This window comes from Chromobacterium rhizoryzae, from assembly GCF_020544465.1.
In the GTDB taxonomy this organism is placed as follows: domain Bacteria; phylum Pseudomonadota; class Gammaproteobacteria; order Burkholderiales; family Chromobacteriaceae; genus Chromobacterium.
In genome coordinates this window covers 4,896,844-4,921,968 of record NZ_CP066126.1, presented here as the reverse complement: position 1 = coordinate 4,921,968, position 25,125 = coordinate 4,896,844, and the positions used below count along the sequence as shown (strand labels likewise).

26 protein-coding genes and 1 tRNA gene are annotated in these 25,125 nt (G+C 65.7%); 20 read left to right on the top strand and 7 right to left on the bottom strand.

All coding sequences use genetic code 11. From position 1 onward, the window contains the following. The first annotated feature begins 57 nt into the window (after positions 1–57). The 17 genes from JC616_RS22475 (at position 58) to JC616_RS22395 (ending at position 13,024) form a co-directional block, all read left to right on the top strand. Complete coding sequence (locus JC616_RS22475; protein ID WP_227105543.1) at positions 58–774, top strand: flagellar brake protein; 717 nt, start codon at positions 58–60, stop codon at positions 772–774. A gap of 55 nt (positions 775–829) precedes the next feature. Further along, positions 830–1,471 carry an ATP phosphoribosyltransferase gene (gene hisG / locus JC616_RS22470; protein WP_107800989.1) on the top strand — a complete coding sequence of 214 codons (642 nt, stop codon included), beginning with the start codon at positions 830–832 and terminating at the stop codon, positions 1,469–1,471. Positions 1,472–1,481: 10 nt separating this feature from the next. Then, positions 1,482–2,774, top strand: a complete 1,293-nt coding sequence (hisD, locus tag JC616_RS22465) for a histidinol dehydrogenase (RefSeq protein ID WP_107800988.1) — start codon at positions 1,482–1,484, stop codon at positions 2,772–2,774. A 60-nt stretch (positions 2,775–2,834) separates the two neighbouring features. Further along, a complete protein-coding gene (locus tag JC616_RS22460; protein ID WP_227105542.1) occupies positions 2,835–3,824 on the top strand; it encodes an ABC transporter substrate-binding protein in 990 nt (329 codons plus the stop codon). Between the two features lie 99 nt (positions 3,825–3,923). Continuing rightward, on the top strand, positions 3,924–4,994 hold the full coding sequence (gene hisC, locus JC616_RS22455) for a histidinol-phosphate transaminase (RefSeq protein ID WP_227105541.1): 1,071 nt from the start codon (positions 3,924–3,926) through the stop codon (positions 4,992–4,994). Between the two features lie 3 nt (positions 4,995–4,997). Then, entirely contained in the window at positions 4,998–5,591 is a 594-nt protein-coding gene (gene hisB, locus JC616_RS22450) for an imidazoleglycerol-phosphate dehydratase HisB (protein ID WP_107800985.1), read from the top strand. Positions 5,592–5,673: 82 nt separating this feature from the next. Then, positions 5,674–6,315 carry an imidazole glycerol phosphate synthase subunit HisH gene (hisH, locus tag JC616_RS22445; protein ID WP_227108620.1) on the top strand — a complete coding sequence of 214 codons (642 nt, stop codon included), beginning with the start codon at positions 5,674–5,676 and terminating at the stop codon, positions 6,313–6,315. Positions 6,316–6,335: 20 nt separating this feature from the next. Then, positions 6,336–7,076: a 1-(5-phosphoribosyl)-5-[(5-phosphoribosylamino)methylideneamino]imidazole-4-carboxamide isomerase gene (gene hisA / locus JC616_RS22440; protein ID WP_107800984.1), complete on the top strand. Its 741-nt coding sequence runs from the start codon at positions 6,336–6,338 to the stop codon at positions 7,074–7,076. A 77-nt stretch (positions 7,077–7,153) separates the two neighbouring features. Then, positions 7,154–7,918 carry an imidazole glycerol phosphate synthase subunit HisF gene (hisF, locus tag JC616_RS22435; RefSeq protein WP_019103912.1) on the top strand — a complete coding sequence of 255 codons (765 nt, stop codon included), beginning with the start codon at positions 7,154–7,156 and terminating at the stop codon, positions 7,916–7,918. A 118-nt stretch (positions 7,919–8,036) separates the two neighbouring features. Then, on the top strand, positions 8,037–8,429 hold the full coding sequence (gene hisI, locus JC616_RS22430; protein WP_107800983.1) for a phosphoribosyl-AMP cyclohydrolase: 393 nt from the start codon (positions 8,037–8,039) through the stop codon (positions 8,427–8,429). A 124-nt stretch (positions 8,430–8,553) separates the two neighbouring features. Next, a complete protein-coding gene (locus tag JC616_RS22425; protein ID WP_043589545.1) occupies positions 8,554–8,880 on the top strand; it encodes a phosphoribosyl-ATP diphosphatase in 327 nt (108 codons plus the stop codon). Positions 8,881–8,902: 22 nt separating this feature from the next. Beyond that, positions 8,903–9,229, top strand: coding sequence for a histidine triad nucleotide-binding protein (locus tag JC616_RS22420; protein WP_107800982.1), 327 nt, complete (start codon positions 8,903–8,905; stop codon positions 9,227–9,229). A 72-nt stretch (positions 9,230–9,301) separates the two neighbouring features. After that, positions 9,302–9,511: a Sec-independent protein translocase subunit TatA gene (gene tatA / locus JC616_RS22415; RefSeq protein ID WP_043589548.1), complete on the top strand. Its 210-nt coding sequence runs from the start codon at positions 9,302–9,304 to the stop codon at positions 9,509–9,511. Positions 9,512–9,525: 14 nt separating this feature from the next. Then, positions 9,526–10,026: a Sec-independent protein translocase protein TatB gene (tatB, locus tag JC616_RS22410; RefSeq protein WP_107800981.1), complete on the top strand. Its 501-nt coding sequence runs from the start codon at positions 9,526–9,528 to the stop codon at positions 10,024–10,026. Positions 10,027–10,098: 72 nt separating this feature from the next. Continuing rightward, positions 10,099–10,839 (top strand): twin-arginine translocase subunit TatC, encoded by a 741-nt coding sequence (gene tatC, locus JC616_RS22405; protein WP_107802034.1) that lies wholly within the window; start codon positions 10,099–10,101, stop codon positions 10,837–10,839. After that, on the top strand, positions 10,836–11,189 hold the full coding sequence (locus tag JC616_RS22400; RefSeq protein ID WP_107800980.1) for a DUF2069 domain-containing protein: 354 nt from the start codon (positions 10,836–10,838) through the stop codon (positions 11,187–11,189). Before tatC ends, JC616_RS22400 begins: the two co-directional genes overlap by 4 nt. A 203-nt stretch (positions 11,190–11,392) precedes the next feature. Further along, positions 11,393–13,024 (top strand): methyl-accepting chemotaxis protein, encoded by a 1,632-nt coding sequence (locus JC616_RS22395; protein WP_107800979.1) that lies wholly within the window; start codon positions 11,393–11,395, stop codon positions 13,022–13,024. A gap of 16 nt (positions 13,025–13,040) precedes the next feature. Here the strand turns inward: JC616_RS22395 and JC616_RS22390 are convergent, their stop codons facing one another. From JC616_RS22390 to kynB, 6 genes are all read right to left on the bottom strand, one after another. Then, a complete protein-coding gene (locus JC616_RS22390) occupies positions 13,041–13,835 on the bottom strand; it encodes a TatD family hydrolase (RefSeq protein WP_227105540.1) in 795 nt (264 codons plus the stop codon). Positions 13,836–13,853: 18 nt separating this feature from the next. Beyond that, positions 13,854–15,611 carry an ABC transporter ATP-binding protein gene (locus JC616_RS22385; protein WP_107800977.1) on the bottom strand — a complete coding sequence of 586 codons (1,758 nt, stop codon included), beginning with the start codon at positions 15,609–15,611 and terminating at the stop codon, positions 13,854–13,856. Next, positions 15,601–17,373: an ABC transporter transmembrane domain-containing protein gene (locus JC616_RS22380; RefSeq protein ID WP_107800976.1), complete on the bottom strand. Its 1,773-nt coding sequence runs from the start codon at positions 17,371–17,373 to the stop codon at positions 15,601–15,603. Before JC616_RS22380 ends, JC616_RS22385 begins: the two co-directional genes overlap by 11 nt. Before the next feature lie 143 nt (positions 17,374–17,516). After that, positions 17,517–18,905 carry an amino acid permease gene (locus tag JC616_RS22375; protein ID WP_227105538.1) on the bottom strand — a complete coding sequence of 463 codons (1,389 nt, stop codon included), beginning with the start codon at positions 18,903–18,905 and terminating at the stop codon, positions 17,517–17,519. A gap of 285 nt (positions 18,906–19,190) precedes the next feature. Further along, positions 19,191–20,444, bottom strand: a complete 1,254-nt coding sequence (gene kynU / locus JC616_RS22370) for a kynureninase (RefSeq protein ID WP_227105536.1) — start codon at positions 20,442–20,444, stop codon at positions 19,191–19,193. Positions 20,445–20,452: 8 nt separating this feature from the next. After that, on the bottom strand, positions 20,453–21,106 hold the full coding sequence (gene kynB / locus JC616_RS22365; RefSeq protein ID WP_227105534.1) for an arylformamidase: 654 nt from the start codon (positions 21,104–21,106) through the stop codon (positions 20,453–20,455). A 140-nt stretch (positions 21,107–21,246) separates the two neighbouring features. Between kynB and JC616_RS22360 the strand changes: the two genes are divergently transcribed. From JC616_RS22360 to JC616_RS22350, 3 genes are all read left to right on the top strand, one after another. Beyond that, complete coding sequence (locus JC616_RS22360) at positions 21,247–21,717, top strand: Lrp/AsnC family transcriptional regulator (RefSeq protein WP_107800972.1); 471 nt, start codon at positions 21,247–21,249, stop codon at positions 21,715–21,717. A gap of 109 nt (positions 21,718–21,826) precedes the next feature. Continuing rightward, complete coding sequence (locus tag JC616_RS22355; protein ID WP_227105532.1) at positions 21,827–24,097, top strand: TonB-dependent receptor domain-containing protein; 2,271 nt, start codon at positions 21,827–21,829, stop codon at positions 24,095–24,097. Positions 24,098–24,352: 255 nt separating this feature from the next. Then, a complete protein-coding gene (locus JC616_RS22350) occupies positions 24,353–24,913 on the top strand; it encodes a DUF2939 domain-containing protein (protein ID WP_107800970.1) in 561 nt (186 codons plus the stop codon). 80 nt (positions 24,914–24,993) lie between these two features. Here JC616_RS22350 and JC616_RS22345 read toward each other — a convergent pair. Beyond that, positions 24,994–25,078, bottom strand: a tRNA-Leu gene (locus tag JC616_RS22345). Positions 25,079–25,125: the final 47 nt, after the last annotated feature.

Genomic DNA, 25,125 nt, shown 5'->3' with positions numbered 1-25,125 from the left:
CGGATCAAAGTGAGCAACGACCATAACGCTGGCGCAACATCCGGCTCGCAGCCATCGTTGGACCTCGCCAAATACACGCTGTCCACGTCGGTGGAGATCGCCCATCATCTGGCCGGCATCGCCAAGAACGGCCACATGGTGACGGTGTTTTCCAATAAGGGAAAAACCTTCATCCTGACTCGTTTCCTGGAGGTGGACCATAAGGCGGGCACGCTGGTGTTCGACTGGGGCGCGGACCCGGAGACCAATGAACATCTGCTGGCCAGCGAGCGCAATGTCTTCGTCTGCTCGCCGGAGGGCGTCAAGACCCAGTTCGTCACCGGCCAGGTGCGCCGCATAGACTGGGAGGGCCAGCCCGCCTTCCAGGCGGATCTGCCCGAGCAGGTGATCAAGCTGCAGCGCCGCGAATTCTTCCGCATCCAGACCCCGGCGGCCAGCCCGGTGATGTGCCATGTGGCGGATTACCCGCACAAGCCCATCGACCTGGCCTTGTTCGACGTCAGCCTGGGCGGCGTCAGCATGTGGCTGCCGCAGCCGGCCACGCCCGGCTTCGACATCGGCCAGCAATACCAGCGCTGCACGCTGGACCTGAAACCGCTGGGCGGGCTGCATATCGGGCTGGAAGTCCGTCACCGGCTGGCCGCCAAGCTGCGCAACGGCAACGAGGCCGTGCGCATCGGCTGCTCCTATCTGGGGCTGACGCCGGCGATGGAGACGCTGATCCAGCGCTACGTCGGCCTGCTGGAGCGCGAACGCCGCGCGCTGGTCGGCTGAATCCGCGCGCCGCTTCGCCTTAACCTCGATTTCGTCATCCTTGCCGCAAGACATCATGAAGCTGACTATTGCCCTGTCCAAAGGGCGCATCTTTGAAGAGACCCTGCCCCTGTTGGCCGCCGCCGGCATTTTGCCGGCGGAGGACCCGGAAGCCTCGCGCAAACTGATCATCGGCACCAACCATCCGGGCGTGCGGCTGGTGATCGTGCGCGCGTCCGACGTGCCGACCTATGTCCAGTACGGCGCCGCCGATCTGGGCATCGCCGGCCGCGACGTGCTGATCGAGCACGGCGGCGCCGGCCTGTACCAGCCGCTGGATCTCAATATCGCCAAATGCAATATGATGGTGGCGGTGCAGAACGGCTTCGACTACGAGGCCGCGGTGCGCCGCGGCGCGCGCCTGAAGATCGCCACCAAGTATCCGCAGATCGCGCGCGAGCATTTCGCCCGCAAGGGCGTGCATGTGGACATCATCAAGCTCTACGGTTCGATGGAGCTGGCGCCGCTGGTCGGCCTGGCCGACGCCATCGTGGACCTGGTCTCCACCGGCGGCACGCTGCGCGCCAACGATCTGGTCGCGGTCGAGCACATCGTCGACATCAGTTCGCGGCTGGTGGTCAACCAGGCCGCGCTCAAGCTCAAACACGACGTGATCCAGCCGGTGCTGGACGCATTCGCCGGCGCCGTGCCGGCCTGAGGTCCGCTCCATGCTGAAACTGTCCTCTTCCCAAGCCGATTTCACCGCCCGCCTGCAGGCGCTGCTGGCCTTTGAAACCGCGCAGGACCCGGCCGTCGACGCCGCCGTCGCCGCCATCTGCGACGACGTCAAGGCGCGCGGCGACGCCGCGGTGATCGACTACACCAACCGCTTCGACCGCATGCGCGCGGTCTCGATGGCCGATCTGACGCTGTCGCGCGAGCAACTGGAAGCCGCCTTCCACCGGCTGAGCGATCCGGTGCGCCACGCGCTGAGCACCGCCGCGGAACGGGTGCGCCGCTATCACGAGAAGCAACTGGCGCATTCCTGGAGTTATCAGGACGAGGACGGCACCTTGCTGGGCCAGCAGGTGACGCCGCTGGACCGCGTCGGCATCTATGTGCCGGGCGGCAAGGCCGCCTATCCCAGCTCGGTGTTGATGAACGCGATGCCGGCCAAGGTGGCCGGCGTCGGCGAAATCATCATGGTGGTGCCGACGCCGGACGGCGAGCGCAACGACCTGGTGCTGGCCGCCGCCTACATCGCCGGCGTGGACAAAGTGTTCACCTGCGGCGGCGCCCAGGCGGTGGCGGCCTTGGCCTACGGCACCGAGACCGTGCCCCAGGTCGACAAGATCACCGGCCCGGGCAACGCCTACGTCGCCGCGGCCAAGCGCCGGGTCTTCGGCGTGGTGGGCATCGACATGGTGGCCGGCCCGTCCGAAATCCTGGTGATCTGCGACGGCGACACCCCGCCGGACTGGGTGGCCATGGATTTGTTCAGCCAGGCCGAACACGACGAAATCGCCCAGGCCATCCTGCTGTGCCCGTCGGCGGACTATATCGCCCAGGTTGAGGCCAGCATCGCCAGACTGCTGCCGCAGATGCCGCGCCGCGCCATCATCGAGGCCAGCCTCGGCAATCGCGGCGCGCTGATCCAGGTCGGCGATCTGGCGCAAGCCTGTGAGATCGCCAACTACATCGCGCCCGAGCATCTGGAATTGTCGGTGGCCCATCCGGACGAGCTGTTGCCGTTGATCCGTCACGCCGGCGCCATCTTCATGGGCCGTTTCACTTCGGAGAGCCTGGGCGATTATTGCGCCGGCCCCAACCACGTGCTGCCCACCAGCCGCACCGCGCGTTTCGCCAGCCCGCTGGGCGTGTACGACTTCCAGAAGCGCAGCAGCCTGATCCGGGTGTCCCAGGCCGGCGCGCAGACGCTGGGCCAGGTCGCCAGCCTGCTGGCCCACGGCGAAGGCCTGAGCGCGCATGCGCGCGCGGCGGAGCTGAGGCTGGACGCCTAGCGGCGCTGGAGGCGAAACGCCGCTTCATCGCTTAATCTGGATAGGTAACCGGAGAAGGCGATGGCTGGGCTGAAACGCATCATGGCCGGACTCTGTCTGGCCTTTTTCTTGTCCGCGGCGGCAGGGGCGCAACCGCGGGTGCTGGTGGTGGAGAGCTATCACAGCGACTACCCCTGGGATCAGGATTACCGCCGCGCCCTGCAGGAGCGCCTGGGCAAGCGCGCGCAGCTGAGCTATTACGCGATGGACACCAAGCGTCTGCCGCCGGCCCAGCATCAGGCGCGCGCCGACGAGGCGCTGGCGATGGCGGCGAAAATAAAACCTGAGCTCGTCATCGTCGGCGACGACGCCGCCTTGCAAAGAGTGGGCAGCAAGCTGGCCCAGCGGGGCGTTCCGGTGATCTATCTGGGCATCAACAACAATCCGCGCAATTACTTCCCGGACGCGGCGTTGGGCGTCAGCGGCGTGCTGGAGCGGCCGTTGATTCTGCGCAGCGTCTTCGAATTGGGCAAAACCGTCAAAGGCCTGCGCAGCGCGCTGGTGCTGTTCGACGACGATCTCACCTCGCGCATCATCCGAGACGAGACCTTCGTCGGCCGCGACACCATGCTGCTGGCCAATATCCACGTCGACCTGGCCTTGACCGGCTCCTACGCGGACTGGCAGCGGCGGGTGCTGGGCGCCGCCGGCCGTTATCAGGCGGTCTGGGTCGGCCTTTACTTCACCCTGCGCGACGCCGGCGGCAAGGTGGTGCCCGGCGATGAAGTGCTGCGCTGGACCGCCGCCCACGCCAAGCTGCCGCTGTTCGCGTTCTGGGATTTCGCCGTGGGCAAGGACAAGGCCGCCGGCGGCCTGGTGCTGTCCGGCTACGAGCAGGGCCGCGAGGCGGCCAAGCTGGCCGAGCAAGTGTTGTTCCACGGCAAGCCGGTGGCCAGCCTGTTCCCGGTGACGCCGTCGGAAGGCCGCTATGTTTTCAGCCGCGAAGGCCTGGCGCGAGACCGCATAGAGCTGCCGGCGCGGCTGCGGGAACGGGCGAATTGGGTCGAGTAGCTGAAAGCGAATGAACACGCTACTATAGCTTTTCGTCTTTTCCGATAACACGGCTCCGCCCGCGGGGCTTTTGTTGGCCGCCAGGCCGATTGCGAAGTCATGAAAAAGTCCGTCCGACAGCTGGTGCGCGATGAGATCGCCGCCATCAGCGCCTACCCGGTAGCCTCCGCCGACGGCTACATCAAGCTGGACGCCATGGAGAATCCGTGGCCGCTGCCGGCCGAGCTGCGCCAGGAACTGGCGCGGACGCTGGCCGACGTCGCCGTCAACCGTTATCCGGACCCGTCCGGCGGCACGCTGAAAGCCCAGCTGAAGCAGGCGTTTTCCATCCCGGAGCCGGCCGAAGTGCTGCTGGGCAACGGCTCCGACGAGCTGATCACCCTGGTGGCGCAGGCGCTGGCCCGTCCCGGCGCCAAGTTGCTGGCGCTGGAGCCGTCCTTCGTGATGTACAAGATGAACGCGCTGTTCTCCGGCCTGGACTATGTCGGCGTGCCGCTGCGTTCCGATTTCAGCCTGGACCTGCGGGCGACGCTGGCGGCCATCGCCGAGCATCAGCCGGCGGTGGTGTTCGTGTCCTACCCCAACAACCCGACCGGCCCGCGCTTCGCCCGCGCAGAGGTGGAAGCGATCTGCGAGGCCGCGCCCGGCCTGGTGGTGGTGGACGAGGCCTATCAGGCTTTCGCCAGCGACAGCTTCATGAACCTGGCCGGCCTGCGCGACAATCTGATCGTGATGCGCACGCTGTCCAAGCTGGGCCTGGCCGGCATCCGCCTGGGTTACGCCGCCGGCCCCGCCGACTGGATCCGGGAACTGGACAAGGTGCGCCCGCCGTACAACGTCAATGTGCTGACCCAGGCCGCCGCGCGCTTCTCGCTGCGCCATATCGAGGTGTTCAACCGCCAGGCCGCGGAACTGTGCGAGGAACGCGGCCGGCTGGCCGCCGGGCTGGCGCGCCACGCCGCCATCGAAGCCTTCCCGTCGGAAGCCAATTTCATCACCATCCGGGTGCCGGACGCGCTGGCCTTGTACCAGCATTTCAAGGCCAGCGGCATCCTGATCAAGCAACTGCACGGCAGCCACCCCTTGCTGGAGCGATGCCTGCGCCTGACCGTGGGCGCGCCGCAGGAAAACGACGCCATGTTGGCGGCCCTGGACGCTTACTTCGCCTGAGCCATGAGAACCGCAACCGTTACCCGCAATACCCTGGAAACCCAGATCACCGTCAGCCTGAATCTGGACGGCGCCGGCGTAGGCCGCTTTGAAACCGGCGTGCCCTTTCTCGACCACATGATGGACCAGATCGCCCGCCACGGCCTGATTGATCTGGACGTGGTCGCCCACGGCGATCTGCATATCGACGCCCACCACACGGTGGAAGACATCGGCATCACCCTGGGCCAGGCCTTCGCCAAGGCGATAGGCGACAAGAAGGGCATCCGCCGCTACGGCCACGCCTACGTGCCGCTGGACGAGGCGCTGAGCCGGGTGGTGATCGACCTGTCCGGCCGTCCGGGCCTGGTATACCAGGTCGAATACACCCGCGCCAGCATCGGCCAGTTCGACGTAGACCTGTTTTCCGAGTTCTTCCACGGCTTCGTCAATCACAGCATGGTCACGCTGCACATAGACAATCTGCGCGGCGTCAACAGCCATCACCAGGCCGAGACCATCTTCAAGGCCTTCGGCCGCGCCTTGCGCATGGCCTGTGAGGCGGACGAACGCATGGCCGGACAGACGCCGTCCACCAAGGGCACGCTGACCGCATAAGTCGGCCGCGCCGTTTTTTCAGGGCTCCGGCCGCATTTGGCCGGAGCGCCGCCACACCCCGAAGCGAGCTTGCAGGATGGCGATTAAAGTTGCAGTAGTGGATTACGGCATGGGCAATCTGCATTCGGTGCTCAAGTCGGCGCAGGCCGTCAACGACATCGGCGCGGACATCTTCCTCACCAGCGAGCCGGAAGCCGTGCTCAAGGCGGACAAGGTGATCTTCCCCGGACAGGGCGCGATGCCGGACTGCATGCGCGAGCTGAACCAGCACGGGCTGGCCGAGGCGATAAGGGAAAGCACCAAGAACAAGCCGTTTTTTGGCATCTGCGTCGGCGCGCAGCTATTGTTCGAGGAAAGCGAGGAGGGGCCGACTCAAGGCCTGGGCCTGTTCCCCGGCAAGGTGGCGCGTTTTGCCGCCGGACTGCGCGACGCCGAGGGCGAGCGTTTGAAAGTGCCGCACATGGGCTGGAACCAGGTGTTCCAGACGCGGGTCCATCCCTTGTTCGCCGGCATCGCCGACGGCGAGCGTTTCTATTTTGTGCATAGTTACCACTTTGCGCCGGCCGATGCGGGCCTGACGCTGGCGGAAAGTGAATACCCTGAGCGGTTTTCATGTATTGTCGGTCGTGGGAACATCTTCGCAAGCCAGTTCCACACCGAAAAGAGCCACCGGGCCGGCCTTCAGATGATGAAGAACTTCCTGGCCTGGGATGGCAGTGTTTAACTCACGTTTGATTTAGCACCATGCTGCTCATACCCGCGATAGACCTGAAAGACGGTCAATGCGTACGCCTGAAACAGGGCGTGATGGACGATGCCACCGTTTTCTCCGACGACCCCGTGCAAGTCGCCGCCCATTGGCGCGATCAGGGCGCTCGCCGCCTGCATCTGGTCGACCTCAACGGCGCTTTCGCCGGCAAGCCCAAGAATCTGGCGGTGATCCGCGACATTCTGGGCGAGGTCGGCAATGAAATCCCCGTGCAATTGGGCGGCGGCATCCGTGATCTGGACACCATTGAGAAATACCTGGACATGGGTCTGGCCTACGTGATTATCGGCACCGCCGCGGTCAAGACGCCGGGCTTTCTGCACGATGCCTGCGACGCCTTCCCCGGCCAGGTCATCGTCGGCCTGGACGCCAAGGACGGCATGGTGGCGATAGACGGCTGGGCCAAGGTCACCAACCACAAGGTGATCGATCTGGCCAAACGCTTCCAGGACTACGGCGTCAATTCGGTGATCTACACCGACATCGGCCGCGACGGCATGATGAACGGCGTCAACATCGACGCCACCGTCAAGCTGGCGCAGGCGCTGACCATCCCGGTGATCGCCTCCGGCGGCCTGAGCAATCTCGACGACATCCGCGCCTTGTGCGCGGTGAAGGACGAGGGCGTCGAAGGCGCGATCACCGGCCGCGCCATCTACGAGGGCGGCATCGATTTCGCCGCCGCGCAGACGCTGGCCGACGAATTGTCGGACTGAGAGCCTGTTCTCGACTTATCAAGCCATGCCGGCCCGTACACACTGTTCGGGCCGGTTGGCCGTTTGCCGGACCCCATATGCTTGCCAAACGCATCATCCCCTGTCTGGACGTGACCGCCGGTCGCGTCGTCAAAGGCGTCAACTTCCTGGGTCTGCGCGACGCCGGCGACCCGGTGGAAATCGCCCGCCGCTATAACGAGCAGGGCGCGGACGAACTGACCTTTCTCGATATCACCGCCAGCTCGGACCAGCGCGACATCATTCTGCACGTGATCGAATCGGTGGCGGAGCAGGTGTTCATTCCGCTGACCGTGGGCGGCGGCGTGCGGGAAGTGGCGGACATCCGCCGCCTGCTCAGCGCCGGCGCGGACAAGGTCAGCATCAACACCGCGGCGGTGACCCGGCCGCAGCTGGTGAGCGAGGCGGCCGATCGCTTCGGCAGCCAGTGCGTCGTCGTGGCGGTGGACGCCAAGGCGGTGACGCCGGAGAACGACCGCTGGGAGGTGTTCACCCACGGCGGCCGCACGCGCACCGGCATCGACGCGGTGGCGTGGGCGCGTCAGATGCAGCAACTGGGGGCGGGCGAAATCCTGCTGACCAGCATGGACCGCGACGGCACCAAGATAGGCTTCAATCTGGAGCTGACGCGCGCGGTGTCGGAAGCGGTGGACATTCCGGTGATCGCCTCCGGCGGAGTGGGCACGCTGCAGCACCTGGTGGACGGGGTCAAACTGGGCAAGGCCGACGCGGTGCTGGCCGCCAGTATTTTCCATTTCGGCGAGCACACGGTGGCGGAGGCCAAGCAGGCGATGCGGGACGCCGGCATCGAAGTGCGGCTGTGAGCGCTTTCCGATCGACACTCTTGCCGGCGTCTTAATTTGAGGCGAAGCGGGCGCCGCGCTGAATCATTTGCCGCGCCGCCACTCATAGCCAAGGCGCGTGGCCTTCTAAAGGTGAGCCATGAATTGGTTGGATGAAGTCAAATGGGACGACAAGGGCCTGGTCGCCGCCATCGCCCAGGACGCCGCCAGCGGCCGGGTGCTGATGGTGGCGTGGATGAATCGCGACAGCCTGGCCCTGACCGCCGAAACCGGCGTCGCCCATTACTGGAGCCGCTCGCGCGGCAAGCTGTGGAAGAAGGGCGAGGATTCCGGCCACCTGCAAAGCGTCAAGGAGTTGCGGCTGGACTGCGACGGCGACGTGGTGGTGATGCAGATCGAGCAGGCCGGCGGCATCGCCTGCCATACCGGCCGCGAAAGCTGCTTCTACCGCCGCTTCGATCCGGCGCGGCAAGATTGGGAAGTGGTGGACGCGGTCTTGAAGGACCCGGGCGCCATCTACGGCAAGGCCTGACTTGCGCGCGGTCAACGCCTTGCGGCGGCTGGCCGTTAGAATGGCAGCCGGCAAGGCGATTGTTATCGTTTTGCCATCGGAACGACATATACTTGCCGGGGTTGCGGCGTAAAGGAATAGCGACATGAGCCAGGATGTGCTGAAAACCATCGCGGACACGCTGGAAGCGCGGCGCGAGGCCAGTTCCCAGTCTTCCTATGTGGCGTCCCTGTTTCACAAGGGCGAGGACGCCATTCTGAAGAAAGTGGCGGAGGAGGCGGCGGAAACGCTGATGGCCTCCAAGGACAAGGACAAGCTGCATCTGGTGCGCGAAGTGGCCGACCTGTGGTTCCACAGCATGGTGTTGCTGACCTATCATGGCCTGCGGCCCGAGGACGTGCTGATGGAGTTGAAGCGGCGCGAGGGTATTTCCGGCCTGGATGAAAAGGCCTCCCGCGCCCCCACCCCTTAAGATTGAGCGAGAGCCGACAATAATGACAGACTGCATCTTCTGCAAAATCGTGGCCGGGCAGATTCCGGCCAATAAAATCTACGAAGACGACGATGTGCTGGCCTTCCACGACATCCGTCCGATCGCTCCCGTGCATTTCATGCTGATTCCCAAGCTGCACGTGGATTCGCTGGCCCATTGCGGCCCCGAGCACGAGGCGGTGCTGGGCAAGATGCTGACCCTGGCGCCCAAGCTGGCGCGCGAGCAGGGCCTGGAGGGCGGCTTCAAGACCGGCATCAACACCGGCCGCGGCGGCGGGCAGGAAGTGTTCCACCTGCACGTGCATGTGTTCGGCCACAAGAATAACTGATCGGCCCGCGGGCCCGAAGCGGGAGGCCGGGCGGCCTCCGCGTACTAATTCGATTTGATAAGGAAGTGAATCATGGGTTCTTTCAGCATCTGGCACTGGCTGGTGGTATTGCTGATCGTGGTGCTGGTGTTCGGCACCAAGAAACTGCGCAATATCGGTGAAGATCTGGGCGGCGCGGTCAAAGGCTTCAAGGAAGGCATGAACGGCGAGAACGACAAGGCCGCCAAGGACAAGCCGGCTGAAACCGGCCGCATCATCGACGGCGACGCCGACAAGAAATAAGGCGCGGCTCAAGCGTGTTTGAAATCAGCTTTGGCGAAATCCTGTTGATAGGCGTGGTGGCCCTGGTGGTCTTGGGGCCGGAGCGCCTGCCCACGGTGGCGCGCACCCTGGGCGCGCTGGTGGGCCGCGCCCAGCGTTTCGTGGCCACGGTGAAGTCCGACATCCAGCAGCAGGCCAATCTGACCGGCCTGAACGAATTGCGGCAGGACATCGAGGACGCGGCGCAGTCGTTCAAAGGCCAGCTCGACTCCGAAGTGCGGGGCGTGCGCGAGGCGATGGAGCAGAACAGCGCCGAACTGCGTTCCCTGGCGGACGAGGCGCGCGCGCCGGTGGAAGAGGCGGCCAATCTCATCCACGGCGGCCTGCAGCCGGATCTGCTGGACCCGCTTCCGGCCGACGTCGAGGCGCAGGCCGAGGCGGCGCCGGTCAAGGACGAGAACCAGCTGGACCTGTTCGACGACTTGCCGCCGGCGGCGCCGGCTCCCCAGCCGGCCGATCCGCCATCGCCGCGTTGAGCTTGGCCGCACCCGGCCGGGCGGGACTGGCGCCCGCTCCGGCCGTTCCTGAATCCATTGGACATCCCGCGCATGAATGAACAACCCTTGCTCGCGCATCTGATCGAGTTGCGCACCCGTCTGGTACGGGCGCTGCTCGGCGTCGCGCTGGTGTTTCTCGGCCTGTTCCATTGGTCCGGGGACATCTACCATCTGCTGGCCAAGCCGCTGCTGGACGCGCTGCCTAAGGGGGCGAACATGATCGCCACCGACGTCACCGCGCCGTTCTTCGTACCGGTCAAGGTGACCATGCTGGTGGCCTTCCTGATCTCGCTGCCCAATACCCTGTACCAGATTTGGGCCTTTGTCGCGCCCGGGCTCTACCACCATGAGAAACGGCTGGTGCTGCCCCTGGTGGTGGCCAGCCTGTTGCTGTTCCTCACCGGCATGGCTTTCGCCTACTTCCTGGTCTTCCCCGTGGTGTTCGGCTTCATGTCGGCGGTGACGCCGGTCGGGGTCAGCATGATGACCGACATCGATAAATACCTGTCCTTCGTGCTCGGCATGTTCATGGCCTTCGGCGTCACCTTCGAGGTGCCGGTGGTGGTGATCCTGCTGGTGCGCATGGGCGTGGTGTCGGTGGAAAAACTGCGCCAGGGCCGGCCTTACGTGATCGTCGGCGCCTTCGTGGTGGCCGCCGTCGTCACGCCGCCGGACGTGCTGTCGCAAACCCTGCTGGCGGTGCCGCTGTGGCTGTTGTACGAGGCGGGCATTCTGTTGGCGGTGTTCCTGGGCCGCAAGAAGGAGCGCCCTTTGCTGGAGGATGGTTCATGAATCGAAACGCCTGGCATTACGGCGCGTCGGCGTCGCTGATCGCCCTGATCCTGCTGTGCCTGGCCTGGGAGCTGTGGCTGGCGCCGCTGCGTCCGGGCGGCTCGCTGCTGGCGCTCAAGGCGGCGGTGCTGCTGCTGCCGCTGCGCGGCATCCTGGCCCAGCGCCTGTACACCTATCAATGGGCCAGCATGTTCATCTTGGCTTATTTCACCGAGGGCGTGATGCGCGGTTGGGCGGATCGCGGTCTGTCGCAACAACTTGCATGGGGCGAAATCTTCTTAAGCGGACTATTCTTCGTCTGTGTATTGGGCTTTGCCAGAACCTTCAAGTTGTCGCGTCAGCCGCAGTAGACCTCGCGCGCAGCCAAAAGGAAGCCGTCAGCTCATGCTGACGGCTTTTTTTGCGTCCACCGCGCATGCCGGGCGCAGAGTGTGAAACTTGCCGGAGTCATGCGGTGAAAACCGTGAACGGCTTGGTTTACCATCGCGGCGAAACCGCGGACTTGAATCGGCGGGAATCCAAAAAAAACATAGTTTGGTTGGGGAGTGTGTAAATGCGGAATATGACGATTGCGGCCCGGATCACCCTGGGTTTCGCCTTGTTGCTGGTGGCGCTGGCGGTGACCAGCTTGCTGGCCTTCATGGGGTTGGGCAGCATTTCCAGCCGGGTGGAGGATGTCAGCACTCATGAACTGGCCTTTTACCGCGACGTGGTGGAGTTGCAGCAGCATATGGGCAATCTGCGGCGTTTCGAGAAGGACTATTTCATCAATCTGGGCGACGCCGCCAAGCGGAGCGAGTACAGCGGGAAATGGAGCAAGACGCTGGACGGCGCGCACGCGGCGATCAAGAGCGCCGGCACCCATCCGCTGAACGGCGACGCCGCCCAGCAGCTGACGACGCTGGACGGGCTGCTCAACAGCTACGCCGACGGCTTCAAGACGGTGGGCGCCAAGGTGGACAAGCAGGAACTGGCCAGCACCAGCGACGCCAACAAGGCGTTTGGCCAGTACAAGGGCAGCATCCACCAGATGGAAGAGGTCTCGGCCAAACTGGCCAAGGGCGCTTCCGACGCGGTGGCGGGGCTGCGCGGCCAGATCGATGCCTCCGCGGACGCGGTGCGCAGCCAGTTGCTGGCCACGGTGGCGGTCGGCCTGCTGGCCAGCCTGGTGGTGTCCTGGTACATCATCCGCTCCATCCGCGTGCCCTTGCTGCAGATGCGGGATTCCGCGCAGCAACTGGCGCAAACCTGCGATCTGAACCTGGAACTGCCGGACTTCGGCCGCAATGAGCTGGGCAGCGTCGGCGAATCGCTGGCCTCGCTGGTCGGCACCGTGCGCCGGCTGGTGCAGGAAGCCCAGGGCCACGCCACGCAACTGGCCAGCGCTTCGGGGCAGATGGCGGACGTCAGCTCCCAGGTGTCCGGCGCCGCGGCCAATCAGGCGGAATCCGCCGCCAGCGGCGCGGCGGCGATCGAGCAGATGTCGGTCAGCATCAATCTGGTGGCGGACAATACCCGCGACGTGGAAGGCCAGGCGCGCCAGACCATGGCGCAGGCGGATCGCGGCAACGGCCTGGCGGAAAAAGCCGCCAGCGAGATCCAGCTGATCGCCAGCGGCATTACCGAAACCTCCACGGTGATGGGGCAGCTCAATCAGCGTTCTAGCGATATCGGCGACATCGTGCGGGTGATCCGCGACATCGCCGAGCAGACCAATCTCTTGGCGCTGAACGCGGCGATCGAGGCGGCGCGGGCCGGGGAGATGGGCCGCGGCTTCGCGGTGGTGGCGGACGAGGTGCGCAAGCTGGCCGAGCGCACCAGCCAGGCCACCACCGAGATTTCCACCCATATCGAAGGGGTTCAGACCGATACCCAGCGCGCCTACCAGAGCATGCAGCAGGCCAACGCCCGCATCGAGAGCGGCGTCAGCAGCACCTCCAGCGTGGCCGAGTCGCTGCGTGAAATCCATCAGCTGTCCCAGCACTCGGTGGAGCGCATCACCGACATCGCCAACGCGATCAAGGAGCAAAGCCACGCCAGCCAGCTGGTGGCGGGCAATGTGGAGCAGATGGCGCAGATGAACGAGAGCACCGCCAAGGCCTCTGGCCAGGCCAGCCAGCTATCGCAGGAGCTGCAGCAGTTGTCGGTGGATTTGGACTCCAATCTCAGGCGCTTCCGCACCTGAGGGAAGGGGCTTCATCTCAGCCGGCGATGCCCAGCGCCTCCAGGCTATTGCGGTACAAGGCCTGGCGCAGCGCCGTCTCCGGCAGGCCGCGCAGCTCGGCTAGCTGCGCGCTGAAGGCGGCCAGATGGGCCGGCTCGTTGGGCCGGTCCTGGGCGAACTCGGGGCGGATGTCCGGCGCGTCGGTTTCCAGCACCAGGCCGGACAGCGGCAGCGTGGCCGCCAGCCGGCGGATGCGCTGGGAGCCGGAGTAGGTCATCGCGCCGCCGAAGCCCAGCTTCATGCCCTGGCGCAGCATCGCGTCCGCTTGCTGCGGGCTGCCGTTGAAGGCGTGGGCGATGCCCCGCTCGACGCGCTGCTCGCGCAGATGCTTGAGCACGCGGTCCACCGATCGGCGCACGTGCAGCACCACCGGCAGCGCGTATTTGCGCGCCAGCTTCAGCTGTTCGACGAACAAGGCCTCCTGCCGCGCCGGATCCAGCTCCGGCAGATAGAAGTCCAGGCCTATCTCTCCCACCGCCTCCGGCCGCTGTTCGCGCAGCGCGCGCTCCAGCTGCTCCAGATGCTCGTCCAGGTGCCGTTCCAGATAGATGGGATGCAGGCCGAAGCCTATCCAGCAGCCGTGATCGCGGCGCATGGCGGCGGCGGCGTCGAAGGTGTCGGCGCGCACCGCCGGCACCAGGATCTGGTCGACGCCGGCGGCGCGCGCGCGCTCCAGCACGGCGGACAGCATGGGCGCCAATTCCGGCGCGTCCAGATGGCAGTGGGTGTCGATCAGCGCGCCGGGCGCGGGCAGGGCGGGGAAACGGTGCATGGCGGATTCGTCGTTCGTTCAGCCGGCTTCCGGCTGCAATTGCTGCAGCAAGTATAGCCGTTGGTAGATGCCGCCCTCGGTCATCAAGGCCTCGTGATTGCCGGTTTCGGCGATCTGGCCGTGGTTGAGCACGATGATGCGGTCGGCGTCGCGGATGGTGGACAGCCGGTGGGCGATGGAGATCAGGGTGATCTGGCCGCGCAGCTGTTCCAGCGCTCCTTGCACCAGTTGCTCGGTTTCGCTGTCGATGTGGGAGGTGGCCTCGTCCAGCAGCAGGATGCGCGGCTTGCCCGCCAGCGCGCGGGCGATGGCGATCAGCTGCTTCTGTCCGCTGGACAGCCGCGAGCCGCTCTCGCCCATATCGGTGTCGTAGCCCTGCTCCAGGGCCAGGATCAGATCGTGCGCGCCGGCCGCGCGCGCGGCGTCCTCGATCTGCTGCTGCGTCAACGGCCGGCCCATGGCGATATTGTCGCGCGCGCTGGCGGCCAGCAGAAAGGGCTCCTGCGGCACCAGGCCGACGCCGTCGCGGAAGGCGGCGTCGTCGAAGGCGGCCAGCGGCTGCTCGTCGATCAGGATCTCGCCGCCTTGCGGCGCGTAGAAGCGCAGCAGCAGCGACAGCAGCGTGGATTTGCCGCTGCCGGTGTGGCCGACGATGCCGATGAAGCCGCCGGCCGGAATCTCCAGCGAAAGATCGGGCAATACCGGCCGCTCAGGCTGATAGCCGAAGCTCACCCGGCGGAAGCTGACCGCGCCCCGCTCGATGCGGCCCTGGCCGTGGCCGGCCGCCGCCGCCGGCTCCTGCAGCAGCGCGTCCACCCGCGCCGCCGCCACCACCGCCTGCTGCAGCTGGCTGAACTGCATGGTGATCTGGATCAGCGGGTCCACCATGCGGCCGATATAGCTGATGAAGGCGTAGAGCACGCCGATCTGCAGCGCGCCCAGCGGCCGCTGGCTGAAGCTGTAGATCACCCCGGCCAGCAACAGCACTTTCAGCAGGTCCAGCGCCGGACGCAATAGCCAGGCGTTGGCGCTCAACTCCGCGATCCGCGCCCGGTAGTAATTGTGGTTGGCCTGATCGAAACGCGCGGCGAAGCGGCCGGTGGCGTTGGCGGCCTGCAACACGCTCATGCCGGAGATGGATTCGGCCATCTGGGCGTTGATGTCGCTGCGCAGCGCGCGGGCGCGCGTCACCGACGGCGCGCTCCAGCGCTGGTAGAGCCAGACGATGGCCAGCATCGCCGGCAGCAGCAGCGCCGCCAGCAGCATCAGCCGCCAGTCCAGCCAGGCCATCGCCGCCATCACACCGATGACCACGATGCTGCTGTCCAGCATCACGAACAGCACCTGCACGTACAAGGCCTTCACCGATTCGGTGTCGTTGGTGACGCGGCTGACCAGCTGGCCGGTGATCGCCTTGTCGAAAAAGGCCATCGGCAGCCGGATCACGTGGCGGTAAACCTGTTCGCGCAGTCTTTGCACCGAGCGCATCGCCACGCCGGACAGGCGCACCAGCTGCAGATAGCGCAGGCTGGACGCGGCGTAGCCGGCCATCAGACAGGCGAGCAGCAGCAGGCCCATTTCCAGCCATTGCGGCGCGCGCGGCAGCAGATAGCGGTCGATGAACACCTTGCCCAGCAGCGGCGACAGCGCCTCCATCAGCGCGGCGGCGATCAGCCACAGCGTGCCCCACAGCACATGGCGCTTTTCCGGCGCGGCGGAGTGGCGCAGCAGGGCCACCGCCCGGCTGCGGTTGATCGCGGATTGATCAGATTTCATCCAGGCTGGCCTCCAGTTGTTGATAGCGCCACTGGCTGGCGTACCAGCCGTTCAATTGCAGCAGCGCCTCGTGGCTGCCGGCTTCGGCGATGCCGCCGTGCTGCAGTACGACGATGTGGTCGGCGTCCGCCACCGCGGACAGCCGATGGCTGGCGATGATCACGCTGCGGCCGCGGCGCGCCTCGCGCAGATGTTGCAGAATCTGGGTCTCGGTCTGGGTGTCCACCGCGGACAAGGCGTCGTCCAGCAGCAGCAGCGGCGCGTCCGCCAGCAAGGCGCGGGCGATGGCCAGCCGTTGGCGCTGGCCGCCGGACAAGGCCACGCCTTTTTCGCCCACCGGGGTGGCGTAGCCCTGGGCCAGGCGCAGGATGTCCTCGTGCACCGCCGCCAGCCGCGCCACGCGTTCGATCTCGCGTTCGGCGGCGTCCGGGCGCGTCAGCGCGATATTGTCGGCTACCGAGGCTGAGAACAGAAAGGACTCCTGCGGCACCCAGCTGATCGCCGCGCGCAAGGCGTCCATCTTGTATTCCTCCAGCGGCACGCCGTTCCAGCTGACGCTGCCGGCCGGCAGCGGATACTGGCGCAGCAGCAGGCGCAGCAGCGTGGATTTGCCGCTGCCGGTGGGGCCGACGATGCCCAGGGTCTGGCCGCGGCCCAGGCGCAGATCGATCGCGCGCAAGGCCGGCGCGCTTTGCCCCGGATAAGTGAAGTTCAGGTCGCGCCAGCGCAGTTCGCCGGCCGGCTCCGTGGCGTTGACGCCGCTGTCGTCCACGGACTCGGGCGCGCTCAGCACCGGCTCCAGCCGGTTCCAGCCGGCGCGGCCGCGTTCCAGCAGCGACAGCACCCAGCCGGCGGCGAACATCGGCCAGATCAGCTGGCCCAGATACATGCTGAAGCTGGTCAGCGCGCCTATGGTCAGCTGCTGCTGCCACACCAGATAGCCGCCGATGCCCAGCGTGGCCGCCGCCGCGGTGCTCAGGGTCAGCCCCACCACCGGTTCGAACGCCGCCTCCCAGCGTTGCGCCTCCAGGCTGTTGTCGGCGGCGGAGGCGGCCAGGCCGGCCAGCTCGCGGCTATTGCGTTCCTCCAGGCCCAGGGTGCGCAGCGTGCGCACTCCGCTCAGCGTTTCCTGCACGTGGTCGTTGAGCCGGCTGAAGCTTTGCAGCGAGCCGGCCCAGGCCTGGTGCACGCGGCGGGTGATGCGCCAGAAGGCGAAGGCCATCAGCGGGAAGGGCAGCAGCGCGGCGGCGGCCAGCCGCCAGTCTATGCCCAGGGTCATCATCGCCAGCACCATCACCAGGGTCAGGCTGCCGTCGAAGCCGGCCAGCATCGCCTCGCCGGCGGCCATTTCCACCGCGTCGATATCGTTGGTGGCGCGCGCCATCAGATCGCCGGTGCGCTGGTGATGGTAGAAGCCCGGCCCCTGGCGGCTCAGCCGCTGATACAGCCGGGTGCGCAATTCCACGCCCAGTTGGTAGGCGGCGGCGAAGAGCTGCAGCCGCCAGCCGGCGCGCAGCAGATAGATCACCACGCCGAAGAGCAGCAGCCAGCCCAGCTCGCGCATGAGTTGCGGGGCGCCGAGCTGGCCCTTGGCCAGCAGGTCGACGATTTCTCCGATCTGGCGCGGAATCAGCACGGTGAGCACCGCCACGGCGGCCAGCATCAGCGCCGCGCGCAGATAGTAAGGCCAATGACGGAGGACGAAGTCGCGCAGCAGCGCGGACAGGCTGGCGCCGGGGGCGAGAGCGGACGGGCGTGACATGGCGGGGGCGGATTATCCGGATTGGGTGCGAGCCGAATATTCTATGCCGAATCCGATCGCGGTGTCAGAACCGCTTCAAGCCCGTATCGCGCGAAGCGCGGCGGATCCTGAAGCGGCTCTCGGGCGGGCCCTCGTATGACGGTCTAGCCCTGTTGCGCCGCCGGCTTCGGCCGCGGCTTGCGCACGGTGTGGAACAACACGACCAGCAGCAGCAGGAAGGGCAGGCCAAAGACCAGGGTCAGCCGGAACACCTCGGTGAAGGCGGTGGTGATCATGATCGCCAGCATCAACACCAGGCCGGCCAGCGTGGTGTAGGGAAACAGGCGCATCTTGAACGGCAGATCCAGGCCGCCGGCCTGATCGTGATGGCGGCGGAAACGCAGATGGGTGTAGAAAATCATCAGCCAGGTGAACAGCGCGCCGAACATCGACAGCGCGATCATCAGCGTGAACGCCTGTTGCGGAAACAAGACGTACAGCACCGCCGCCAGCGCGATGCCGCTGGTGGACAGCAGGAGCGCGTTGACCGGGATGCCGCGCTGGTTCAGTTTGCCCAGCCCGATCGGCGCGTCGCCGGCGCGGGACAGGCTGAACATCATGCGGGTGGTGATGTAGAGCTGGCTGTTCATCGCCGACAGCGCGGCCACCACCACCACGAAGTTGAGAATGCCGGCGGCGTAGGGGATGTTCAGCACCTGCATCACGGTGACGAAGGGGCTGTTGCCGGCGCCGATCCGGCCCCAGGGCACGATGGCGATGATCAGGCTCAAGGACAGCAGATAGAACACCACCAGCCGCGCGATGGTGGCGCGGAAAGCCTGGCGCACCGCCTGTTCCGGGTTTTCCGCCTCGCCGGCGGCCACCGCGATCATCTCCACGCTCAGATAACTGAAGATGGAAATCACCACCGCCACCCACATGCCCCAGACCCCGTTGGGGAAGAAGCCGCCATCGGCGCTGAAGTTGCGCGCGCCGTAAGCGGGGTTGCCGCTGCCCCACACCACATAGCAGCCCATCAGGATGAAGGCGACGATGGCGAAGATCTTGATGGTGGAGAACCAGTACTCCACCGTGCCGAAGGCCTTGACGCTGGTGGCGTTGACGCCGATCAGCGCGCTGGAGAACAGCAGAATCCAGATCCAGGGCGGGGTGTCGGGAAACCAGTAGCGCATGTATTCGGCCACGGCGGTGATTTCGGTGCCCACCGCCAGCACCACGCAGGCCCAATAGCTGTAGCGCACCAGGAAGCCGGCCAGCGGGCTGACGTAGTGCTCGGCGTAGGCGCCGAAGGAGCCGGAAGTGGCGTGCGCCACCGTCATCTCCGCCAGGCAGCCCATCAGCAACAGGGTGATCAGGCCGCCTATGGCGTAGCTGAGCACCACGCTGGGGCCGGCGAAGCCGATGGCGAACTTGCTGCCTAGGAACAGACCGGTGCCGATGGCGCCGCCGATGGCGATCATGCTCATCTGCCCGGCGCTGAGCCGGCGCTGCAGGCCCTGTTCCCTATCCTTGATGTCCTGGAAACTGCTCATGATGTTCTCCTCTGTCTATGCGGCGCGGTCTGGCGGGATCTGACGTCCCTTGCGCTATGGCGCCGCCGCGCGGGGCTGCCGGCGGCGGTTTGATGCGGCGCGCGGCCAAGCCGCGCGCCATGCAGGTTTTGAACAGCTCTCAGAACGTGCTGACGATCTCGCGAGCTAGGGCGAGACAAGGCGAAAACGAGCGAAAAAGCGGAATGTACGAGGGGTACATGAGCATTTTGAGCTTGTACTCACCGTGCAACGCTCCACGAAGCGCAGCAGATCGTAAACAGGTTCTCAGGTCACCGCGCCGCGGCGGTGGAACTCAGGTTTATCCCAGCTGCCGCTGTCCAGAATCTCGCGCAGGATTTCCACCGAGTCCCAGATGTCGGCATGGCTCAGGTAGAGCGGAGTGATGCCGAAGCGCAGCACTTCCGGCTCGCGGTAATCGCCGATGACGCCGTTGGCGATCAAGGCCTGCATCACCGCGAAGCCTTGCGGATGGCGGAAGCTGACGTGGCTGCCGCGGCGCGCGTGCTCGCGCGGGGTGATCAGGGTCAGCGGGTGGCCGCCGCAGCGCTGCTCCACCAGCTCGATGAAGAGATCGGTCAGCGCCAGCGATTTGGCGCGCAGCTGCTGGGCATCCACCTGGCGCGCCACGTCCAGACCGCATTCCACCAAGGCCAGCGACACGATGGGCTGGGTGCCGCACAGGAAGCGGCGTATGCCCTGGGCCGGCGCGTAGTCGGCCGCCATCTCGAAGGGCTTGGCGTGGCCCCACCAGCCGGACAAGGGCTGCCAGAAAGCGTTCTGATGGCGCGGGGCCACCCAGATGAAGGCGGGCGAGCCCGGTCCGCCGTTCAGGTATTTGTAGGTGCAGCCCACGGCGAAATCGGCGTCCGCGCCGTTCAGGTCCACTTGCAGCGCGCCGGCCGAGTGCGCCAGGTCCCAGATCGCCAGCGCGCCGCGCTGATGGGCGCTGCGGGTGACCGCGGCCATATCGTACAAATAACCGGTGCGGTAATTGACGTGGGACAGCAGCAGCACCGCCACGTCCTCGTCCAGCGCCTGTTCCAGCGGCAGCGCCTCGTCGATCAGACGCAATTCATAGCCCTGCTGCAGGAATTCGATCATGCCCTGGATCATGTAGAGATCGGTGGGGAAGTTGTCGCGCTCGGACAGGATCACCTTGCGCTCCGGATGAGCCTGCCGCTGGATGCGCAGGGCCGCCGCCAGCGCCTTGAACAGATTCAGCGAGGTGGTGTCGGTGACCACGGTTTCGCCGGGACCGGCGCCCAAGAGCGGCGCCAGCTTGTCGCCCAGACGCGCCGGCATATCGAACCAGCCGGCGGTGTTCCAGCTGCGGATCAAATCATGGCCCCATTCGCCGGTGATCACCTGCCGGCTGCGCTCCAGCGCGCCCTTGGGCAGCACGCCCAGCGAGTTGCCGTCCAGATAGAAAGTGTTGGCCGGCAGATCGAACCGCTGGCGGAAGCCGGCCAGCGGGTCTTGCTGATCGGCGATGAGACAAGCTTCGCGAGTGTGTTTCATGGCGGGTCCTACACGAGAGGGGTGGAAACGGGCAAGGACCGCAGCACGGCGCGCACCGGGCTGGCGTCCAGATTCATCAACTTCAGCGGCAGCGCGATCAACTCGTAATCGCCCTCCGGCGCGTGATCCAGCAGCAGCTGTTCCAGGATGGCCATGCGCTGGCGCGCGGTGGCGTGATGGGCGTCCATGGTCTTGCTGTCCATCGGGTCCAGCGAGGCGGTGTCCACGCCTATCAGCCGCACGCCCTGGCCGCCCAGCCAGTCGATGGCGGCGGCCTCCACGCCGGGGAAGTCCGCGTCCCAGGCCTCCAGCGGATAGCGCGCGTAACTGCGGATCAGCAGCCGCGGGGGCAGCGGGCCGGGCCGGGCCTCAAGCCGCGCGCGGATCTGCTCCAGCCGGATCAGCGGGCCGGGGGACAGGCAATGGATCAGCCGGCACGGCCCCAGATAGGCGTCCAGCGCCACCTGGCCTATACCCTGGCCGGCGGCCTGGAAGTGAGCCGGCGCGTCGGCGTGCGCGCCGCTGTGAGGCGACAGCGTCAGCCGCGCCACATTGACCGGACAGTGGGCGTCCAGCTGCCAGGCGGGGCTGGCGTCGAAGGCGGTGTCGCCGGGCCAGACCGGCAGGCCGGCGCGCAGCGGGGGGCTGATATCGAGCAACATGGAACGGTTCCTGAGCGGTAAGAAGCCTGGAATCATGCTAGCACCAAGGCATCCGCCAGAAATTGCAAGTTGGTCTTGCTAATGGCATGCTTTTCGCAGGAACTGCAGCGGAGCAGACAGATAACGATGGGAAATTGCAAATGCAGCTTGACGCGATAGATTGCCGGATTCTTTCCGCATTGCAGCACAACGCCAGGCTCAGCAATCAGGATCTGGCCGACCAGGTGGCCCTGTCTCCGTCCGCCTGTCTGCGGCGGGTGCGCGCGCTGGAAAGCCAGGGACTGATCCGCGGCTATCACGCCCAACTGGACCCGGCCCTGCTCGGCTACGAGCTGGAAGCCATCGTCCACGTGACGCTGGATCGGGCGCGCGAAGACTGGCATGAAGACTTCATGGAGCGCATCCGGCAGTTTGAGGAAATCGCCGCCGCCTACATCGTCGCCGGTCCCAGCAACTACGTGCTGCATGTCCGTTGCCGCAATCTGGCCGCCTTCAGCGGCTTCATCGTGGAGCGGCTGAACCGCATTCCCGGCATGCGCGACATCTGCTCCTATATTGTGATGCGCACGCTCAAGGATCAGCGCTGGCAAGTGCCGCTGGACGGTAAATAGCCGCGTGCCGGGTGGGGCCGGTGCGGAGAGGGGCTTGGTATAATTACCATTGTTAATGAGAATCATTAGCATTAACTTCGGCGCTCCTGAACCCCACCCCACCCACGCCATGAAATACCGGAGCCTTTCCGCCTGCCTGTTATTGTCGGCAGCCCATCCGCAAACCCTGCTGGCCGCCGAACCCGCGCCGCAAATGGAAACCGTCCACGTCAACGCCGAGCGCAAAGCCGCGCTCTTGCATGGCGAGGTGCTGGACGCAGAGCAATTGCGCCGCGCGCGCGGCACCGGCAACGCCGACATCTTCTCCGGCCTGCCCAGCGTGCAGGTCAACAATATCCGCAACGAAGCCGGCGCCATCGACCTGGGCATCCGCGGCCTGCAAGGCGAAGGCCGGGTGCCGGTCTTGATAGACGGCAGCCTGCAATCCACCCACACCGCCCGCGGCTACCAGGGCACCAGCGACCGCACCTATATCGATTCGGACCTGATCAGCAAGGTCAGCGTGGAGGAGGGCGCCAGCAACGGCGCCTTCTCCAGCGGCGCGATCGGAGGCCTGGTGCAGATGCGCACCTTGGGCGTCGAGGACGTGCTGCGCCCCGGCAAGGATTTCGGCGTGCTGCTGAAGGGCAGCGTGTACAACAACAACAAGACGCCCCGGGTGCCGGACGATGAGCGCGACCAGGTGTATTACCAGCTCAACAACGGCCTCAGCCCGCGCACCTTCAACAACGGCTCGGCCACGCTGGCGCTGGCCTATCGGCAGCCCGGCCTGGACGCCTTGCTGGCCTACAGCAAGCGGCGCTCCGGCAATTACTTCGCCGGCAGCCACGGTTTCGACGGCTACCCGGAGGCGGTGGTGTCGCGCGGCCAGGAAGTGGTGAACACCAGTTACGAAAGCGATTCGCTGCTGGCCAAGCTGGGCTTCGCGCTGAACGACGCGCAGCGACTGAAGCTGATCTTCCGCCGCCACCGCCAGCAGGCCGGCGAACTGCTGGCCGCCTACTGGTACAAGAACTCCAACGACAAGAACTTCCAGGAACTGCCGCCGGGCGTGGAGTCCATGCCGCAATGGGCGCTGGGCAGCGCCGTCGTGCACGCCTACAGCGCCAACTACAGCTATACGCCCAGCGACAACAAGCTGATCGACCTGAACCTGGGCCTGTGGGCCACCGAGGCGGATCTGGACCAGCACAACGGCTTGTGGGCCGGCCGTCCCGGCGCGTCCTACGGCGATCAGTACATGCATGCCTACAACAACAAGCGCCATGGCTTCAATTTGCTCAACCGCTCGGAACTGGAGGCGCTGCCCTTGAGCCTGAGCTACGGCCTGGCCTTCCAGCAGGAGCGCACCCAGCCCACCAGCCGCTACACCGAGCAGCCGCGGACGCTGGTGGCCTCGCGCAACGGCGTGCGCAACGAGCGCAGCCTGTTCGGCAACGCCGTGCTGTCCTATCGCTGGGCCAGCTTCTCCCTGGGCGCGAATCTGCATGGTTCGACCACGCGCGACTATGCGACCAATCTGGAAGCGGATTACGCGCCCAAGCTGGATTTGACCGGCCAGGTCGACGTGCACCTGGCCAAGTGGCTGGATGTCTACGCCAAGGGCGGCCGCGCCTATCGCACTCCCAGCCTGTATGAAACCACCACCTCCTCCGAGGTGTTCAGCTACAACCCGTACAACCCCTTGCGGCCGGAACGTTCGCTGAACCTGGAACTGGGCTTGAAGGCGAGCTTCCAGGACGTGTTCCGCGATCAGGAACGCATCGGCTTCAAGGCCGCTTATTTCAACAACAAGGTGGCGGATTATATTTCCAGCGCCTGGCTGGACCGGACGCCGGGCATGCCGTCGTGGCAGGGCAATCTGACCTTCCTCAACTACGACAAGGTGGAGCTGCGCGGCTTCGAGTTCGGCGTGGACTACCACAGCCCGTCTTTCTTCGTGGAGGCCGCCGCCACGCGCTACCTGGACCCGGAAGTGTGCTCGGTGAACCAGGCGAGCCGGCGCGACGCCGCGGTGTGCAATCAGAACGGCTTCGCCTGGAGCCTGATTCCGACCCGCATCCCGCCCAAGAGCGTATACGTGATTTCCGCCGGCAAGCATTGGCTGAACGGCGACCTGACCGTGGGCGGCCGCCTGAAATACCATGCCGGCAAGACCAATCCGGCCGGGTGGCTGAAAGGCACCGGCGCGCAGCCGGTGCTGGAACTGGCGTCCGAGCGGCTGGTGGACCTGTTCATCGAGTACCGGCTGAACAAGCAGGTCAATCTGAATTTCAATGTGGACAACCTGACCAACCGCTATGCGGTGGACACCGGTTCCGTGATCAGCATGCCGATACCGGGGCGGACCATACGGATGGGGATGGAAGCGCGCTTCTGAGAACCTGTTCAGAGTCCGCTGCGTTTCGTGGAGCGTTGCACGGCGAGTACAAGCTCAAAATGCTCATGTACCCCTCGTACATTCCGCTTTTCGCTTGTTTTCGCCTTGTCTCGCTCTGGCTCGCGAGACGTTGAACAGGCTCTGAGCCGCCGGCCGCGCGTTTTTTGCCGCGGCCGGCGGGAATCTGCGCGCCGGCCGGCGGTCTGTAGACTTTATGAGCCGCATGAGGCGGCCGCTTGATTCAGGGGGATAAACATGAGCATGAAAATGAAGTTGACGCTGGGCGCGGCGGTCGTGGCCCTGGGGGCGTGGTTCTACGCGACGCCGTATTTGGCGGTGCGGGGCATGCAGCAGGCCTTGGACGCGCGCGACGCGGCCAAACTGTCCGGCTATGTGGACTACCCGGCCTTGCGCAACAGCCTGAAAGAGTCCGTCGTGCCCAAATCGGTGCTGGACCTGAACCAATCCAAGGACAAGAACCCGCTGGCGGCGATGGGCGCGGCCATTGCCGACGCGGTGGTCGCCCCGGTGGTGGACGCCATGGTGACGCCGGAAAGCCTGGCTTTGATGATGCGAGGGATCAAGCCCAAGCCGGGCCTGCCGCAAGGCGGCGCGGATGAGCCGGCGGCCGGCGGAGGCGGCGCAGCGTCGACGGAGCCGCGCGCCGGCGTCGACACGGCCATGGGCTATGAAGACATCGATCGTTTCGTGGTGACGGTCAAGCAGAAAGACAAAGCCGAACAGTCGCTGGGTCTGGTGTTCAAGCGCGACGGCTGGTTGGGCTGGAAACTGTCGGCGGTGCGCCTGCCGGAATAAGAACGGCTGCTTGAGACAACAAAAAACCCGCAGAGCTCGCGCTGTGCGGGGTTTTTGATGTTTCGGCCTGCCAAAATCGCTGGTGCCCAGAGTCGGACTCGAACCGACACACCTTGCGGCGGGGGATTTTGAATCCCCTGCGTCTACCAATTTCGCCATCCGGGCGTCTTCGGCATTCCGAGAAGGAGAATAATAGCGATAGCAAATCGCTT